Genomic DNA, 16371 nt, shown 5'->3' on the forward strand with positions numbered 1-16371 from the left:
GACGTGAGGCCTGCGGCCGAAGTGATTGTGTGAGCGGGTACCGATCCAGGTGAGGGAGCTCTCGTGGCAGCCGCAGCGGCGCCTCCACCAGTTGGGTGGGACGACCGCCGGCGAGGGTGAAAGAGGTGCAGACCGCTTCTCGCGACGGCGAGCGATCGCCTCAGCTCGGCCTGATGATCTTTGCGCTCGTCCTGGGTCTGCAGCAGGCGAGGTACTCACCCTGCTGTGGACCGACGCCGACCTCGACCGAGCTGCGCCATGGGGTAGCCCCGCGCGGGCTTGTATCAGTACCGCCGGAAGGGGATGGACCGCTCGGCGACAGTTGAACGTGGCCGGATGCGGGTAAGAGGGACCAGGATCCGATGACCAACGGGCGGCCTGTTACTGCCCGGCCGACACTTGACAATGTGATAGCGAGACGGTTCATAGAAGGTGACTCCGTCGAGGATCTGACACGCCTGCTTCACCGCGCCTACTCCGATCACGCTGCTGCAGGGCGAGTCTTCTTTGCCTCCTACCAGTCGATCGAAGACACGGCCAGCCGACTGGAAAGGGGCGAGTGTTGGCTGGCGCTGCGGGGGACTGCGCTGGCGGGAACCGTAACATTGGCGGCTCCGTATGAGGCGCCGGACGGGTACCCGGCCCCGGCTGGAGCGGGCTCGTTCTGGCAACTGGCGGTGGATCCCGCGTACCGGGGGACGGGTCTTGGGCAACGGCTGTTGGCCCTGGCGGAGGAGCGTATCGCTGTTCTCGGGGCGACCGAGGTGGTCATCGATACGTCGGTCGAGGCGATCGAGTTGGTCGGCTGGTACCGCCGACGGGGATACGACCCGATCGGCACCTGGCGGTGGGATGTGACCAACTACGAGAGCGTCGTTCTTCTGAAGGCCCTGCCTGCAGGCTGACCGCCGGATACGGAAGGCCTGCGGCCGCGTCCCCAAATTGGGGACGCGGCCGCCGAGCGCTGTTCTCGGTCGTGGGGCTGCTACCGGTCGAGGTGCTGTGCGGCCTCCTGGGCGGCGATGGCGAGGGCCTCGTCGAGGGCTTCGGTACGGCGTCCTCCGGCGCTGGCGACGGCTCCCTTGCCGCCGGCTCCACCTCCGACGGCGCGGGCTGCGGGGGAGAGGATCTGGCTGGCCTGGGTGCCGGCCTCGTGGAGGGCGCGGGTGATCCCGGCGGCGAGTAGGGCCTTGCCCTGGTGTTCGCTGCCGAGGACGACGACGGCGCGGTCGGGGGCGAGGAGGGCTGCGGTCTCGCCGGCGAGGTGGCGGAGATCCTCCGGGCTGAGGCCGGTCAGCCTCTCGGTGATGACTCGGCCGCCTGTGACAGCGATGGCGGACGCGGCGAGCCGGTGGGCCTGGTCGCGCAGTTCGGCGTCCTTGAGGCGGCTGAGTTCCTGCTGGGCGCTGGTGAGGGCGTCGAGGCGCTTGCGCAGGGCTTCGGGGGCGTCCTTGGGGCGGGTACCGAGGAGGGAGGAGAGTTCTTCGAGGAGGCGGCGTTCGCTGTCGTAGTAGTTGAGGGCGTCGCGGCCGGTGAGGGCTTCGATTCGGCGGAGGTTGGAGCCGATGGAGGCTTCGCCGAGGATGCGGACGGGGCCGGCGTTGGAGCCGTGGCCGACGTGGGTGCCGCCGCACAGTTCGCGGGAGAAGTCGCCGATGTCGACGATGCGGACATGGTCGCCGTACTTCTCGCCGAACAAGGCCGTCGCTCCGGCGGCCTCCGCGTCGGCGCGGGAGGCGTGCCAGATGCGGACCTCGGGGTCGTCGAGAAGGTGGTCGTTGACCAGGGACTCGATGCCGGCGAGCTGGGTGGGGTCGACGGCGGAGAAGTGGGCGAAGTCGAAGCGGAGCCGTCCGGCGTCGACGAGGGAGCCGTGCTGGCGGGCGTGGTTGCCGAGGGTGCGGCGGAGCATGGCGTGCAGCACGTGGGTGGCGGAGTGGGAGCGGGCGACGGCGTCCCGGCGCGTGCCGTCGACGATGGCCTCGGCTGGCTGGCCGTTGCGGATCTCGCCTTCGAGGACCCGGACGGTGTGGACATGGAAGCCCTCCAGGCCGAGCTTGGTGTCGAGCACCTTGAGGACGGCGCCGTCGGCGGTGTGGATGGTGCCGGTGTCGCCGACCTGACCGCCGGACTCGGCGTAGAACGGGCTGCGGTCGAGGACCAGCTCGACGGTGCTGCCCTGGTCGGCTCCGGGCACGACGGTGCCGTCGGAGATCAGGCCGAGGACGGTGGTCTCGGTGGTGAGGCGGTCGTAGCCGACGAATTCGGTGCGGCCGTGGCGGGCGGACAGTTCGCGGTAGGCGTCCTGGCGGCGCAGGGCCTCGGCGGTCTTGGCCTTGCCGCCGGCCTTGGCGCGCTGCTGCTGCTCGGTGAGCAGGCTGGCGAAGCGGTCCTCGTCGACGGTGAGCCCGGCGTCGCGGGCGGCCTCGATGGTCAGCTCGACGGGGAAGCCGTAGGTGTCGTGCAACTCGAAGGCGGTGTCCCCGGCGAGGGAGGTGGAGCCGACGCTGCGGGTGTGGGTGATGGCGGCGTCCAGCAGCCGGGTGCCCTGGGTGAGGGTGCGGGTGAAGGACTCCTCCTCGGCGGTGACGACCTGCTCGATCAGCGCGGACTGGGCGGTCAGCTCGGGCCAGACGTCGCCGAGGTTGCCGACGACGCTCGCGGTTGCGGCCTGGAGGACCGGGCCGTCGATGCCGAGCATGCGGGCGTGGCGGATCGCGCGGCGCATCAGGCGGCGCAGGACGTAGCCGCGGCCGTCCTTGGCGGGCAGGACGCCGTCGGCGATGAGGTAGGCGATTGAGCGGGCGTGCTCGGTGACGACCTGGAAGGAGACCTTCTGTTCGCTGCTGCCGGGGTAGTCGCGTCTGGCGAGTTCCTGGACGGTCTTGAGCGTCGGGAGGAGCAGATCGGTGCCGCTGACGTTCTCGACGCCCTGGAGGATCGTGGCGAGGCGGTCGAGACCGAGGCCGGTGTCGATGCTTTGCTGGGCGAGTTCGCCGAGGATCGGGAAGTTGCCCTTCTTATCGCCCTCGCCGCGCTGGTACTGCATGAAGACGAGGTTCCAGATCTCCATGTACCGCTCGCCGTCGACGGCGGGGCCGCCCTCGCGGCCGAAGGCCGGCCCGCGGTCGTAGTTGACCTCGGAGCAGGGCCCGCACGGTCCGGGGACGCCCATCGACCAGTAGTTGTCCTCCATGCCGAGGCGCTGGATGCGGTCGGCGGGGACACCGATCTTGCGCCAGAGCTGCTCGGCCTCATCGTCGTCCTCGTAGACGGTGATCCAGAGCCGGTCCTTCTCCAGGTTGTAGCCCTCGGTGAGGAGTTCCCAGGCGAAGGCGATGGCGTCGGCCTTGAAGTAGTCGCCGAAGGAGAAGTTGCCCATCATCTCGAAGAACGTGGCGTGCCGGTTGGTGCGTCCGACGTTGTCGATGTCGGAGGTCCGGGCGCACTTCTGGATGGTGGTGGCGCGGCGGTACTCCAGGGTGACCTCGCCCAGGAAGTAGGGCTTGAACTGATTCATGCCGGCGTTGGCCAGCAGCAGGGTCGGGTCGGAGGGGATCAGCGGGCTGGAAGGGACCTGGCGGTGGCCGCGGGAGGTGAAGAAGTCCAGGAAGGTGGAGCGGATCTGCGTCGAGCGCATGGCGGTATGGCCCTCACGGAAGAGTCGTGGGAGAGGTGGGGGGGGTGTTCACACGCCGAGCCGGGCCGAGAACGAGGACTGAGTGGTTCTCAGTTCTCCAGCTCGGCGCAGATAGCTCGCGCCCCCACGGTGTAGACCATGACTCCAGATCCGATGCTCTGAGGTGGTGCAGCCCGAAGTGGACCCATTGATCCTGTACGGGCTGCACCACCCAGAGTAGCGGGTCCGGCGTCAAGATCGCTTGGCGAACTCGGATGATTGCTCGGCGCCCACCAGAAGGAGCAGTACGTCGGCGAGCTCCGTGGTGTGCGGCAGAACCAGGTCGGCACCCGCTGCGGTGAGTGCCTCGGGCCCGGCGAAGCCCCAACCCGCGCCGACGGCCGTGACACCGGCCGCGCGGGCGGCGTGGATGTCGACGTCCATGTCGCCGACGAACGCGGCGCTGTTCGGCGCAACGCCGAGCTGCCCCAGGGCGAGTAGCACGCCGTCAGGGGCCGGCTTGGGCGTGGCGTCCTCGTAGCAGACGACGATGTCGATCAGAGCGAGGACGTCAGGCGGGAGAAGCCAGTTGACCCTGCGGTGGCTTCGCAGAGTCACGATTCCCGTGGCGATGCTCGCAGCCCGGAGCGCGGCAAGGGTGTCGATGACGAAGGGGAAGACCTCGGCGTGGAGGCTGGCGGTGGCGGTGGCCGCGTCCCAGCCCTCCTCGTTGATTGCTCCCCGCAGGCCGAGGTACGCCAGCACCTGCTCGCGCGGTGTGGTGGCCGCGTCGGACGGTAGGTCGGCGACGGTGATTCGCCGGTCGAGCGCCGAGGTCGCGTACCCGGCCAGCGTGGTGAGTTGGGCGGCTCGGCTGTCGACGAGGACGCCGTCAAGGTCGAAGAGGACGGCCCGCTTCACGCCGCATCACCGGTCCGCTGGGCGGGCAGGTTGGCTTCCGTGAGCAGGGAGTGGAGGGCGACGCGGTGCTCGGCCAGCAGCATGCGACCGCCGAGCGGGCGCTCCAGGACACAGACGGCATCGGTGACCGGTGCCCCGGTCATCCGCAACGTACGGGCCATGGTGAGTAGTTGGCCTCCGGAGCGGACGACGTCGTCGACCAGGACCGTGCGGCGGCCGGTGATGTCGGCACCCTCGATCTGGCGGCGGGAGCCGTAGCCCTTCGGGCGGCGGCGCAGGAAGACGGCGGGCAGTCCGGTGGCGGCCGACAGTGCGACGACGAGCGGCACGCCGCCCAGCTCGATGCCGGCCAGCGCCTGGGCGTCGTCGGGGATGAGGGCGGCCATCGCGCGGGCCGTGTCGCGCAGCAGCTCGGGGTCGGCGGCGAGGCGGTACTCGTCGAAGTAGGCGCTGAGTTGAGTCCCGTCGGCGAGCTTGAACGGGGCGTTCACGCAGGCGGCTTCGGCGAGGCGGGCGGCGAGGCCGGCCAGCGTCGGACTGGTGGTCATGCTCCTCCGATCGGGCTGGTGTCGAGCGTTGCCAGATGGGTTCGGAAGTCCTCGGCGGTCGCGGCGAAACGCAGGAAGCCGAGGGGCCGGGTGGGCGTCTCGAAGAGCCACTTCTCCTCCTGCAGGAAGGCGAGTAGGCGAAGGGCCGCCGGCCCGGCAACGCAGACCGGCACGGGGCGGACGGTCGTCGCGTAGTAGAGCGCCGCGGTCAGTTCGTGGAGGGTGCCGACGCCGCCGCCCATGGCGACGATCACGTTGGCGTGCTCCAGGTAGTGGTTGAGCCGGGCGCCGAGGTCGGGCAGGTGGACGGACATGGTGGCGTGCGGGTTGAACGCGCCCCACTCGTCGTGCTTGCCGATCAGGGTGACTGCGGTGACAGTGGCGCCCTGGGAGGCGGCTCCGCGTGCGGCGGCCTCCATCAGGCCGTTGTAGCCGCCGTGCAGCAGCTGGTATCCGGCCTGGGCCAGGCTCCGGCCGATCTCCTCGGCGAGGATCTCCTCCTCGGCGGAGGCGGGGACGACGCCACCGAAGAAGACGGCGGTCAGGCCCTCGCGGGCCCGGCTGGCGGCCGGGCCCGCGAGGTGGAGTGCGTTCACACCAGTTCCTGGTAGGTGCGGTAGGCGGTGATGGCGTCGTGCAGGCCGTCGAGCGCCTGCGGGCAGGCCCGCTCCACCAGGGCGAGCACCCGTTCGATCGCCGCGTTGACGTCGGTCCCCTCCGGGATCGCGGGGCCGCTGATCGCCGCGTCCAGGTCGCCCAGGCAGGCCCGGCCGATCGGGGTGACGGCGATCTCCTCGCGCAGCTGGTACCAGCCCCAGAACTGCGAGGCCGGCGCGAGGGCGGTCTTGATGAGGTCCTTCGTCGCGGTGTGCAGCCGGTGCCACTCCGAGTACGCGACGAACCGCTGGCCGCGCTTGATCCGCTTGTGCAGGAGCACGGCCAGGACCAGGTGCTCGATCAGCAGCTCGGTGCACGTGCGCGGCCGGGCGATGAAGGCGGCGGCGAAGCTCTCTGCGACCGCGATGTCCGGCGTGGCCGCCGGCGTGGGCGTCCGGTCGAGGATGACAGCGGTGCTGACCGTCTCCCGCAGGCGCGGGATGCGGGAGGCGGGCGCGAGGTAGAGGTCGATCTGGTGGAGTCGGCCGTCGTCGGGGACGAGGAAGACCATTCCGAGTCCGCCGAGGTCGGCGACGATCGTGTCGCGCCATCCGGGCAGCAGGGCCCCGGCCTCGATGGACATCAGGGCGTCGAGGGCCTCGACGAAGGACGGCAGCTGGGCGTCGTGCACGCCGACGACGAAGTCGACGTCGGAGAGGCGGTCGGCGGTGCCGTGGGCCAGCGACCCGCGGACCATCAGGTGGGTGACGGCCGGCGAGGTGGCCAGGATGTCGGCGAGCTTCGACAGCAGCGGCAGCTGGGCGGGCCGGTTGGCGTGGGTGATCTCTGCCAGTTGGAGGGTGGGCATGCGCTTCTCCCTTCGGAGCGTGGGTATCGCGGGCGCGGGCTGCTGGGGACGGTCAGGCCGTGAGGGCGAGGAGGCGGCGCTTGGCCGTGTCCCAGCGCGTCGCGGCCTCCATGTTCCCGAGGGAGGTGTGCAGTTCGGCGATCAGGTCGTAGGCCGTGCCCTCGGGCAGGGCGTAGGTGTAGAAGAGCCGAAGCAGCATCCGCTCGGCCGCCTCGGTGTAGCCCAGGGTGGCCATGTTGCGGGCGGTCTCCAGCCGTTCGGCCAGCACCGTCTGGCTGGCGGCGGGCAGCGGCTCCGCGACCGCCGGGTGGAGTGCGGGACGACGGGCCAGCCGCCGGTAAGCGTCGTCGGCGTACACGTCGGCGATCAGGTGGATCCGGGCCGGGCCGAGCAGGTTGCACACCCCGTGCGCGTAGGTCGGGGTGAGCCGCCAGATCCGTCCGCCGGCCATGTGCACCTTGGTACCGCTGGTGACTAGGAACGCCGAGCTGTTGGTGTGCAGCGGGATGTGCAGCCGGTGCCGTTCGACCTGGTCGAGCTCGTCGTAGTCGCGGTGTTCCCAGAGGAAGGCGTTGCCCTCCAGACGGGCGAGCCGCACCCACATGAAGTTGAGGCCGAGGTCCGCCAAGAACGCGGCGGTGGCCGGCATCTGCCCCAGCAAGCCGGTCGGACGGGCGGCGCAGTCGCCGATCGTCACGTCGGCGGCGTCGCCGGAAGCGTTCATGAGTGAGGTGGTCCACCAGCCGCCGGACTGGTAGGCGCCGTACTCCGCCTTCCAGGGCGCCTGGGTGGTCAGGGCTTCGTGGCGCATCCGCTCCAACTGGGCGGAGTCCACGGCGTCCAGCTGGGCGATCTGCCCAGCCAGAGCGGTCAAGGTGCTGTCCATCGGTTCCCTCCCGTTGCCGGCCCCCCGAGTGGCGAGCCGGTGTGCACGTAGTGCTGGATGGGGTGGTTCGTGCGGCGCTGCCGTTCGCAGCTACCGATCTCACGCTTCGCTGTCGGAGATTCACGGAAAGCGAAGTGCCGTTCAGCATGACCGCGGGGGCTGTGGCACCGATACGACGTGGCCGCCGTCACGAACACGTCGTCATCTCCGGCACTGAGAGCGGTCGACGACGCCGTGCGTCATGACTGCCGTCATGACTGCCGTCATGGCTGCCGTCATCTGGGCCGCAAGGCCGCCGAAGGGGTTTCCTGCCGAACGCTCGTGGCTATCGTCGAATCAGACGAACGGGGACCGGAGAGGATCTGCGGTGGCTGAAACTCCCACGCTCTTACGGGTCTTGACGCTGGAGCGGCACTGGCAGGTCTACGAGACCTTCAGGATCCGGTTCGAAGGCGCCGCGGCCCGGCTCGCCGAGGCCGAGACCGACCCGCGCCTTGCAGGGCTGTCGGTCTCCAAGCGGCAGTTCGAGCGCTGGTACGGCGGCGCCGTGAAGACCAGGCCCTACCCGGATCAGTGCCGGGTCCTGGAAGCCATGTTCGGCGTCAGCGTCGACCAACTGCTTGGACCCGCACCCGCACGGCCCGATACCCGTGTGGCGTCTCCGCTCGTCATCCCGCCGGCACGGCCGGTCCCTGGCCTCCTCGCATCCGAGCAGGCGCAGGTACTGCCTGCTGGTGGCCCGTTCAGCAGCGAGACCCGCCTCGACGCGGGCACCACGGAATTGGAAAGGCAGGTCGCGATGGCGGCTCGTCGTGCGCTTCGCTTCACCGCGATGGCGGAAGGAAGCAGTGTCGGCCCGGAGACGCTGGGCCAGATCCAGGACGAGGTACGGCGACTCACCGTCGCCTACCCCAAACTCGCCCTGCCGACCCTGCTCGGCGACCTCGTCGAGGTCCAGGACCTGACCTTCCGGCTCCTGGAGCACGGCCGCGTCAAGCCCCTGCAGGCGCGCGAGCTATACCTGCTCGCCGGCATCACCTCCGGCATGCTTGCCAAGGCCAGTCACGACCTGGGCAACCCGAGCGCCGCCATGATGCAGGCCCGCACCGCCTTTGTCTGCGCGGACAACGCCGACCATCACGCGATGCGCGCCTGGGTCCGTTCACTGCAGTCGCTCATCTCCTACTGGGCGGGCCGACCGGCCGAGGCCGCCGACTACGCCGACCTCGGACAGGCCGCCGCCGGCAACGTCCGAGGCACCACGAGCGTCTGGCTTGCCTGTCTCTCCGCCCGTGCCCACGCCCTGCTCGGCGACGGCGAGGCGACCCGCGCCGCCATCCAGCATGCCGAGGACACGCGTGCCGTGGCCCAGCCCGACGACCTGGACGGCTTCGGCGGCATCATGACCTTCCCGGTGCCCCGGCAGCTCTACTACGTCGCCGAGGCCACCGTGCACCTCGGTGAGGACCCCGCGCTCGGCGAGAGCCAGGCCGAGGCAGCCGTCGCCGCCTACCGGACTGCCTCCGAGGGCGAGTGGGCCTTCGGCGATGAGGCCGGCGCCCAGACCGACCTCGCGCTCGCCCGCCTCGCCCGAGGAGAGATCGACGGCGCGGCCGAGGCCGTCCGCCCCGTGCTCGACCTGCCCATCGAGCAGCGGAACTTCGGCATCACCAGCAGTGCCCAGCGCGTCTACGCCGCTCTGCCGTCCGGTGGCCGACGAGTCGGCGGGGTGGCGGTCGGTCTGCGTGAGGAGATCGAGGCGTTCACCGCGACCCCGACGTCGGTCCTCATCCGGTGACCGCGCAGGTAGGCTCCGCGGCCATGACCCCAGTCCTCCTGGCCAGCCCCCGTCTGGCACTGCGTGAGATCGAGCACGGAGACACCGACGCCCTGCTGGCCATCTACGGCGATCCCGAGGCCACCCGGCACCTCAGCTTCGAGCCCCGCACCCGAGACCAGGTCCAGGCGATCGTCGACCGCTCGATGAACTCGGCGAAGGACAGCCCGAGGACCGAGTACGGCCTCGCCATCACCCACCTCGGCGAGCACCGGCTGACCGGGTACGCGCGCCTGGCCACCGAACCCCAGCAGGCCGCCACCATCGGCTTCGCCCTCCATCAGGCGGAGTGGGGCAAGGGACTCGGCACCGAGACCGTCCACCTTCTGTGCGCGCTCGGCTTCAACGTCCTCGGCCTGCACCGGATCTGGGCCGCCCGGTCTCCGCTCAACGAGGCGTCCGCGCGAACTCTCCTCCGCGCCGGCATGACCGAGGACGGCCGCATCCGCGACCACGTCTTCGTCAACGGAGCATGGCGTGACTCGATCACCTACTCGATCCTGGAGCACGAGTGGACACCGATCGACGGGCTCGACACGACGAGCGCGCTCGACCGGTCGGCCGCGCCGCCCGGCGACGAGACCGTACCGGGGAGGTGAACCCGTGGTGACCGAGCTGGCCGTGCCGCACATGGTGATCCCCGGCATTGCCGAGTTCGCGCGGGGCGGCATACCCGCCCCGCCCACCACCGACGACGGTAACCAGTGGGTCGACGGGTTCTGCTGGCTCTACTGCGGGCAGCAGTGGACGCGGGTCCTATGGATCGGACCGGCCAGCGTCGCCGGCGCCCACGCGGACATGTACGCCTGCGAGCCGTGCATCCGCGAGCTCCAGGAACGGGTCTGGCGCTCGATCCTCCTCAACGACGAGCCGTCCCGTCCGGCGCTGCGAGCGTCACATGCCCCAGAACCTGGGTCGGGCGCGCGGCGGGTGGGGCGGCATCGCCGTGACGGCTGGCAGCTGTCTTGACGGTAGTTCCGCCTTGATCGTGGGTGGCGCTCCGGAGGACAGGCTGCCTGAGATCCACTACTCGGCGAGTCTGTGGTGGTCCTGCTCCTTGAATGTTCGGCTCCTACGTTCTGCGGCTTCAAGTGCTCGCACCGCAGCCTGACGTTCGCCTGGAGTGTGCATGCAGTACGGGCAGCCTCCGACGTTCTCGAAGGTCTCCCGCAAGGCCAGGTGGCCGAGGTGGCAGCGGACGACTTCCGCCTTTCGTCCCTCCGCACTCCAGAAGAGAGGGACTTCTTCCTCTCGGCGACTGGTCATGTGATCACTTCCTTCGGCCTGGCCGGACTTACTGATCGTTTCAGAATGAGGTTCTGAGTCGTCTCAGGCAGATGATGCTGCAAGCGAGTTGCAGCAGTCCTTGGTGAAGGTCGGCGCGTATCTCGTAGCGGATGCGCAGGCGCTTGAACTGGTGGAGCCAGGCGAAGGTCCGCTCGACGACCCAGCGGGTCTTGCCCAGGCCAGAGCCGTGGGCGACGCCGCGACGGGCGATGAGCGGCTTGATCCCACGCTTCCACAGCAGGCGGCGGTACTTGTCGAAGTCGTAGCCCCGGTCGGCGAACAACCTGCGTGGCCGTGTGCGCGGGCGCCCGCGCACGCCGCGGATCGGTGGGATCGCCTCCAGGAGCGGCAGGAGCTGTGTGACGTCGTGGCGGTTGCCGCCGGTCAGCGTGACGGCGAGCGGGGTGCCGTGCCGGTCGACGATCAGGTGGTGCTTGCTGCCCGGCCGACCCCGGTCGACCGGCGAAGGTCCTGTGTGAGCCCCCCTAATCCTGTGTGAAGGCGCTTCTTGGAATACCCGGCTTGGGCTTCCGGAGCGCTTGACGCGACAGACACCTGGATCCCCCCGGGCCTGCGAGGCCTTCTCAAAGAGCGGTGCTGTCGCAGCGGTGGGTTTCGTGGTGGTCGCGTGGGCGCCGGGCTGATGCCTGCGACTTACCTGACCTGCAAGGTCTTCACAGAGAGCGGCACCGTCCGGCGTCTTCGGGCCGCCGCGAAACCCACCAGCGATCGTGTTTCCGTGGTCGTGGTGCGAGCCCGTTCCAGGGCTGACCCCTTGTTGATCTCCGCGAGCCTTCGAGCTCTGGCGCAGACGGGGGCCCCTGGGATGCGCTGGTGTCATGAACGGCTACTGAGATGGCGGACCAAAGAGTCCTGGGATTAGGGCGCCGCGTGACCCGCATGTGCTCGTGACCTGCGAAAACAGACAAGGTTGGGAGAGTCGGTTGAAGATCTTCTGCGGTATCGACTGGGCCGAATCTCATCACGACGTCGCCCTGGTCGACGACACCGGTGAACTGGTGGCCAAGCGGCGGATCACCGACGACGCGGCCGGCTACCGGCTGCTGCTCGATCTGCTCGCCGAGCACGGCGACAGCCCCGAGACGCCGATCCCGGTGGCGATCGAGACCAGCCACGGCCTGCTGGTCGCCGTCCTGCGCACCGGCCTGCGGCAGGTGTTCGCGATCAACCCGCTCGCCGCCGCCCGCTACCGAGACCGCCACGGCGTGAGCCGCAAGAAGTCCGACCCGGGCGACGCCCTGGTCCTGGCGAACATCCTGCGCACTGACCTGCCCATGCACCGCCCGCTGCCGGCAGACTCCGACCAGGCGCAGGCTGTCACCGTGTTGGCCCGCGCCCAACAGGATGCCGTCTGGAACCGTCAGCAGCTCGGCAACCAGATCCGCTCGCTCCTGCGCGAGTACTATCCGGCCGCCATGGAAGCCTTCCAGAGCAAGGCGGGCGGTCTCGCCCGTCCGGACGCCCGCGCCGTCCTCGCGGCCGCCCCAACTCCGGCCCGGGCGGCGAAGCTCTCCCTGGCTCAGCTGCGGGCCGCGCTCAAGCGCGCCGGCCGCACGCGCGGCATCGACGCCGAGGCCGAGCGGCTCCGCGATGTCTTCCGGGCCGAGCACGCCCGCCACCCCGAAGCGGTCGAGGATGCCTTCGGCCACCAGCTGGCCGCTCTGCTGAAGCAGTTCGACGCGGCCTGCCAGGCCGGTGACGATCTCGCCGAGGCGGTCGAGGCCGCGTTCCGCGAGCACCCGGACGCCGAGATATATCTCAGCTTCCCCGGACTCGGTGTCCAGCTCGCCGCCCGGGTCCTGGCGGAGGTCGGCGACGACCGGACTCGCTTTGCCGACGCCCGCGGCCTCAAGGCCTACGCCGGATCCGCGCCGATCACCCGGGCCTCCGGCAAGAAGAGCTACGTCGGCCGACGCATGGTCAAGAACAATCGGTTGATGCACGCCGGCTTCCTCTGGGCCTTCTCCTCGCTCCAGGCCTCGCCCGGCGCCGATGCCCACTACCGCCGCCGACGCGAGCACGGAGACTGGCACGCCGGCGCCCAGCGCAACCTCCTGAACCGCCTCCTCGGACAGCTCTTCCACTGCCTCCAAAACCGCAAGCTGTTCGACGAACGCCACGCCTTCACCGCCCCTGTTGCATCGCCAACGAGGGCCGCTGCTTGACCTCGTCGGTTCGCCGCAGAGCAAGCATCCGAGTGCTTGGTCCGCCGTGTCGGACACGTGAGGCAGGATGACGCCATGAGTCAGCAGATCTTGCCCCCGTCAGAGTCATGGCGCCGGATCGACGCCTGGCTGGCGACGCATTCGGCTGCCGACCTTGCCGTACTCAATCCTCCGGCGACACCGGACGAGGTTCGGGACGCGGAACAGACTCTCGGCATCCAGCTGCCCGGCGACCTCGCCGAGTCACTGCGCTGCCACAACGGGCTGAGCACCTGGGCGACCCTCCTGCCCGAGCAGTCCCCCCTGTCGGTGAGCGGAATCGTGGACCGCTGGCAGACCTGCATGAACGTCGCGACCGAGAACGATGGTCTGACCACCCGCACCTGGGACGACGAGCCCTGGTGGCATCCGCTCTGGGTGCCCTGGGCCGAGAGCGCCGACGGCGTGGCACAGGTCATCGACCAACGGCCCAGCCCAGAGCCGGGGCGGCTGGGCTGGGCCGGTCACAGCGGCGGCGGAGACTTCACCGACTCGTGGCCTGGGCTCGCACATCTCCTCGACGCCGTCGCGCAAGCACTTCACCACGGTGGAGGCGTCCGCGATCTACATCCCTACCTCACCGAGGAGGGCGATCTGTGGTGGGACGAAGAGGATGCCCACGAGTTGAACGGTCAGCCGCTGAGACCGGCCCCGGTTGGACTGTTCTGACGGTCGACACGGACCCGAGCCCAGCCAACCAGCGGGGGACAACCCGCTCTGGGGCGACCATGGCCGCTGGCACGGCTTGACGTCTTAGAAGTCATCTCATTTGGCTGGCTGGCGAGGATGGGTTCGGCCATGCCAGGCTCCGTCCGTCCTGGACCGTGCTCTTCACGAACTGACCTCCGGGGCTGGCCGACGGGTCATCAGATTCAGATATCGTGCACGGCCATGGGAGAGCTGATAGTTGTCCGGCATGGCCAGACCGAATGGAGCCTGTCGGGCCGGCACGCCGGCCGCACCGACGTTGCGCTGACCGACGTGGGTGAGGCCGCTGCCAGGGCGCTCGCTCCGAGGCTGGCCCAGCGCCGTCTGGTTGCGGTGTTCAGCAGCCCGCTGAGCCGCGCGATGCGGACGGCCGAGCTTGCGGGCCTGGCTAACGTCAAGCCTGATCCGGACCTGGTGGAGTGGGATTACGGCGGCTACGAGGGGCTGACCGCCGAGCAGATCCAAGGGACGCGGCCGGGCTGGGATCTGTGGCGGGACGGTGTCATTCCCGGGGATGCCGCCCGTCCTGGCGAGCAGCTTCAGCAGGTGGCCGCGCGCACGGACGCCGTGCTGGACCGGATCCGGCCGCTGCTGGATCAGGGCGATGTCGCCGTGGTCGCTCACGGCCATCTGGCGCGAGTGATCACCGTGCGCTGGCTCGGGCTCGATGCGTCTGCCGCCCGCCTGCTCGGCCACCCGCACCCGGGCTCTCTCAGTTTCCTGGCCACTGAGCACGGGCAGCCGGTCATCTCCGCCTGGAACGTCCCGTAGCGACAGACCGGCGTCACGTCTGCCGTGCGATACGCCGGTAGCAGATGAGAGCCGCGGCGATGCTGGCGAACCCGGCGAAATGTTCGGCCTTGTACTCGTAGCGGCGGTGGAGCCGGCGGAAGCCGTTCAGCCAGGCCACAGTCCTCTCAATCACCCAGCGGTGCAGGCCGAGGCGGGTGGAGGACTCGACACCCCGGCGGGCGATGCGGGCCGGAATCTGCCGACGACGCAGGTAGGAGCGTATGAACCGGTGGTCGTATGCCTTGTCACAGTGCAGTTTGCCGGGGCGGCGTCGCCTCGGTCCGCGCCGAGAGCGGATCGGCGGGATGGCGTCGGTCAAAGGGATCAGAGCCTGGCTGTCGTGGACGTTGGCACCCGAGATCGCGAGCGACAGGGGCAGACCGGTGCGTTCGGTGAGCAAGTGGATCTTCGACCCGTACTTGCCCCGATCGACAGGATTCGGACCTGTTAGCTCCCCTTTTTCAGGGCCCGCATGTTCACCGAGTCGACCGCGCATCGGGACCAGTCCAGCTCGCCCCTGGAACCGAGTTCGTCCAGGATGACCCGGTGGAGCTTGGCCCAGACCCGGGCCTTGCTCCACTCGCTGAAGCGGCGGTGAGCCGTCGGGCCGGACGGGCCGAAGCATGGCGGCAGCTGGGCCCACGTACATCCCGATGTCGCGACGAACAGGATCGCGGCCAGCACCTCACGGTCCCCGTACCGGCGTCGGCCACCGCCCTGCGGACGCGCCGGAGCCGTCGGCACCACCAACTGGAACAGCTCCCACAACTCGTCCGGCACCAGGCGCTCCACGATGGTCACGCGAGCAGCTTACAAGCCCAAATGAGATGACTTCTTAGCTCGCTGAGATGTCTTTGAGTGCCCTGACGTGTGAGCCGTCGATCGCCGAGTCGTCCATCTCCAGGAGACCCGCTGCTCGCAGCTCGGCGAGAAGGACCTCGTGCAAGCGCGGCCAGACGCCAGCCTCAGTCCAGTCCCGGAGCCGACGCCAGGCGGTCACCCCTGAACAGCCAACGACCTGGGCGGGAACATCGCGCCAGGCCACTCCTTTCCGGAGCACGTAGATGATGCCGGCGAGCGCGACGCGGTCCGACACCGGCAGCCGTCCGGGGTGGAGATGGCGTCGGGCAGGCCGAGGGGGGAGAAGCGCAGCTATGCGCTCCCAGAGATCGTCTGGCACAAGATCGGCAGGCACGTCGGAGAGTCTGCCCGACGCTCTATCAGGCATTGACAGCGACGCCGATCTTGATGCGGTCGGCGGCGCTGTGCGGGTTCAGCGCCAGCCTCCGTGGCGAGGTTCCACGTGCTCGCCGAACAGCGGGCCGAACTCCTGGCCATCCTCGTCGATCACGACGTAGTCCGCTTCGGTCTTCGAGGCGGCTGCATGCAACCGGATGACGAGGTCAGTGACAGGCACGATACGCAGCGACAGGGCTGCGGCCACCTGGGCAGCTTCGTCGTCGATGTCCGAGTTGTACTTGTCACGGGACCGTTGAAGGTGTCGAGCGGACACCTGCATGACCTCGACATCGCCACTGCCCGAGAACGTGAGGCAGTCGTGCCATTCCAGCCCGATGATGATCTCCAGCGCTTCCCCCAGGTCATCGGCGAGCAGACCGCCTTCCCCTTCGGAACTCGCGTACACAACCGGTCGGCGACCGTTCTGCTCGGTGCAGAGGAAGTAGGCCCCACCGGCGGACTCCCCGGCGATCACCTCCATCGGCGCACTCGAGGCAAGCCTCAAGCCCTCGCCATAGTGCTTCCGGTGGATGTCGAAGCCGAACGACGACCTCAGCAGCAGATCGATCTCTGGGGTGTTCTGGATCAGGTCGAGCAGGTGATCACTTGAGGTCATGGCATGGACGATAGTGACTGTCACTGACGTGTCGGCACCACGGTGAACAGCGTGCTGCAGTCTGTCCGTGGCCTGCCCCCCGTTCATTCTGAAACCATCAGTTACTCAGGTTGAACTCGCGATGTCGGTGATCAGCCCGGTCGCGGCGAGGCAGCCGTCGATGAGGTGCGGGCGGTACTGGATCTTCCGTAAGCCGCGCCTGACCGTCCGGACGAGGTGTTCGGGGTC

15 protein-coding genes and 2 pseudogenes are annotated in these 16371 nt (G+C 69.3%); 7 read left to right on the plus strand and 10 right to left on the minus strand.

Annotation, left to right across the window (positions count from 1 at the left end; all coding sequences use genetic code 11):
• The first annotated feature begins 362 nt into the window (after positions 1-362).
• On the plus strand, positions 363-905 hold the full coding sequence (locus QSK52_RS06030) for a GNAT family N-acetyltransferase (protein WP_285734367.1): 543 nt from the start codon (positions 363-365) through the stop codon (positions 903-905).
• An 80-nt stretch (positions 906-985) separates the two neighbouring features.
• On the opposite strand, the gene alaS is transcribed toward QSK52_RS06030, so the two are convergent.
• From alaS to QSK52_RS06060, 6 genes are all read right to left on the minus strand, one after another.
• On the minus strand, positions 986-3640 hold the full coding sequence (gene alaS / locus QSK52_RS06035; RefSeq protein ID WP_285734369.1) for an alanine--tRNA ligase: 2655 nt from the start codon (positions 3638-3640) through the stop codon (positions 986-988).
• A gap of 231 nt (positions 3641-3871) precedes the next feature.
• Positions 3872-4540: an HAD family hydrolase gene (locus QSK52_RS06040; RefSeq protein ID WP_285734371.1), complete on the minus strand. Its 669-nt coding sequence runs from the start codon at positions 4538-4540 to the stop codon at positions 3872-3874.
• The gene (locus tag QSK52_RS06045) at positions 4537-5088 is read right to left on the minus strand and encodes an orotate phosphoribosyltransferase (RefSeq protein ID WP_285734373.1); all 552 of its coding nucleotides are present in this window, start codon (positions 5086-5088) and stop codon (positions 4537-4539) included. Before QSK52_RS06045 ends, QSK52_RS06040 begins: the two co-directional genes overlap by 4 nt.
• Positions 5085-5684 carry an LOG family protein gene (locus QSK52_RS06050; RefSeq protein ID WP_285734375.1) on the minus strand — a complete coding sequence of 200 codons (600 nt, stop codon included), beginning with the start codon at positions 5682-5684 and terminating at the stop codon, positions 5085-5087. Before QSK52_RS06050 ends, QSK52_RS06045 begins: the two co-directional genes overlap by 4 nt.
• Positions 5681-6553: a hypothetical protein gene (locus QSK52_RS06055; protein ID WP_285734377.1), complete on the minus strand. Its 873-nt coding sequence runs from the start codon at positions 6551-6553 to the stop codon at positions 5681-5683. The genes QSK52_RS06050 and QSK52_RS06055 overlap by 4 nt, the downstream gene beginning before the upstream one ends.
• A gap of 52 nt (positions 6554-6605) precedes the next feature.
• Complete coding sequence (locus QSK52_RS06060; protein WP_285734379.1) at positions 6606-7439, minus strand: aspartyl/asparaginyl beta-hydroxylase domain-containing protein; 834 nt, start codon at positions 7437-7439, stop codon at positions 6606-6608.
• 367 nt (positions 7440-7806) lie between these two features.
• On the opposite strand from QSK52_RS06060, the gene QSK52_RS06065 reads away from it, so the two are divergent.
• The 3 genes from QSK52_RS06065 to QSK52_RS06075 are packed head-to-tail and all read left to right on the plus strand — an operon-like array spanning position 7807 to position 10245.
• The gene (locus QSK52_RS06065) at positions 7807-9237 is read left to right on the plus strand and encodes a hypothetical protein (protein ID WP_285734382.1); all 1431 of its coding nucleotides are present in this window, start codon (positions 7807-7809) and stop codon (positions 9235-9237) included.
• Between the two features lie 23 nt (positions 9238-9260).
• On the plus strand, positions 9261-9875 hold the full coding sequence (locus QSK52_RS06070; RefSeq protein ID WP_285734384.1) for a GNAT family N-acetyltransferase: 615 nt from the start codon (positions 9261-9263) through the stop codon (positions 9873-9875).
• Between the two features lie 4 nt (positions 9876-9879).
• A complete protein-coding gene (locus QSK52_RS06075; protein WP_285734386.1) occupies positions 9880-10245 on the plus strand; it encodes a hypothetical protein in 366 nt (121 codons plus the stop codon).
• A 337-nt stretch (positions 10246-10582) separates the two neighbouring features.
• On the opposite strand, the pseudogene QSK52_RS06080 reads toward QSK52_RS06075, so the two are convergent.
• Positions 10583-11050: pseudogene (locus QSK52_RS06080) on the minus strand (IS5 family transposase); the annotation flags it as partial.
• Between the two features lie 457 nt (positions 11051-11507).
• Here QSK52_RS06080 and QSK52_RS06085 point away from each other — a divergent pair.
• From QSK52_RS06085 to QSK52_RS06095, 3 genes are all read left to right on the plus strand, one after another.
• Positions 11508-12749 carry an IS110 family transposase gene (locus QSK52_RS06085; protein WP_435053164.1) on the plus strand — a complete coding sequence of 414 codons (1242 nt, stop codon included), beginning with the start codon at positions 11508-11510 and terminating at the stop codon, positions 12747-12749.
• A gap of 75 nt (positions 12750-12824) precedes the next feature.
• Positions 12825-13457: an SMI1/KNR4 family protein gene (locus QSK52_RS06090; protein ID WP_285734390.1), complete on the plus strand. Its 633-nt coding sequence runs from the start codon at positions 12825-12827 to the stop codon at positions 13455-13457.
• A gap of 222 nt (positions 13458-13679) precedes the next feature.
• Complete coding sequence (locus QSK52_RS06095; RefSeq protein WP_285734392.1) at positions 13680-14267, plus strand: histidine phosphatase family protein; 588 nt, start codon at positions 13680-13682, stop codon at positions 14265-14267.
• A gap of 13 nt (positions 14268-14280) precedes the next feature.
• Here the strand turns inward: QSK52_RS06095 and QSK52_RS06100 are convergent.
• The 3 genes and pseudogenes from QSK52_RS06100 to QSK52_RS06110 all read right to left on the minus strand — a co-directional run bounded on the left by QSK52_RS06100 (position 14281) and on the right by QSK52_RS06110 (position 16143).
• Positions 14281-15080, minus strand: a protein-coding gene (locus QSK52_RS06100) for an IS5 family transposase (protein WP_435053171.1) whose coding sequence is annotated in 2 segments (ribosomal slippage) — positions 14281-14741 and positions 14741-15080 — 801 coding nt in all. Because the reading frame shifts where the segments join, the coding sequence is not laid out codon by codon here.
• Positions 15081-15141: 61 nt separating this feature from the next.
• A pseudogene (locus QSK52_RS06105) lies at positions 15142-15483 on the minus strand (transposase); the annotation flags it as partial.
• 78 nt (positions 15484-15561) lie between these two features.
• Positions 15562-16143: a hypothetical protein gene (locus tag QSK52_RS06110; RefSeq protein WP_285734394.1), complete on the minus strand. Its 582-nt coding sequence runs from the start codon at positions 16141-16143 to the stop codon at positions 15562-15564.
• Positions 16144-16371 lie beyond the last annotated feature (228 nt).

Source organism: Kitasatospora phosalacinea (assembly GCF_030268885.1).
Classification (GTDB): Bacteria; Actinomycetota; Actinomycetes; order Streptomycetales; family Streptomycetaceae; genus Kitasatospora; species Kitasatospora phosalacinea_C.

Bases quoted from the DNA above. Each gene is read 5' to 3' on its own strand.
- QSK52_RS06055 (WP_285734377.1), bottom strand. From the start codon at position 6,553: ATGCCCACCCTCCAACTGGCAGAGATCACCCACGCCAACCGGCCCGCC.
- QSK52_RS06090 (WP_285734390.1), top strand. From the start codon at position 12,825: ATGAGTCAGCAGATCTTGCCCCCGTCAGAGTCATGGCGCCGGATCGAC.
- QSK52_RS06110 (WP_285734394.1), bottom strand. From the start codon at position 16,143: ATGACCTCAAGTGATCACCTGCTCGACCTGATCCAGAACACCCCAGAG.
- QSK52_RS06030 (WP_285734367.1), top strand. From the start codon at position 363: ATGACCAACGGGCGGCCTGTTACTGCCCGGCCGACACTTGACAATGTG.
- alaS (WP_285734369.1), bottom strand. From the start codon at position 3,640: ATGCGCTCGACGCAGATCCGCTCCACCTTCCTGGACTTCTTCACCTCC.
- QSK52_RS06095 (WP_285734392.1), top strand. From the start codon at position 13,680: ATGGGAGAGCTGATAGTTGTCCGGCATGGCCAGACCGAATGGAGCCTG.
- QSK52_RS06060 (WP_285734379.1), bottom strand. From the start codon at position 7,439: ATGGACAGCACCTTGACCGCTCTGGCTGGGCAGATCGCCCAGCTGGAC.
- QSK52_RS06070 (WP_285734384.1), top strand. From the start codon at position 9,261: ATGACCCCAGTCCTCCTGGCCAGCCCCCGTCTGGCACTGCGTGAGATC.
- QSK52_RS06045 (WP_285734373.1), bottom strand. From the start codon at position 5,088: ATGACCACCAGTCCGACGCTGGCCGGCCTCGCCGCCCGCCTCGCCGAA.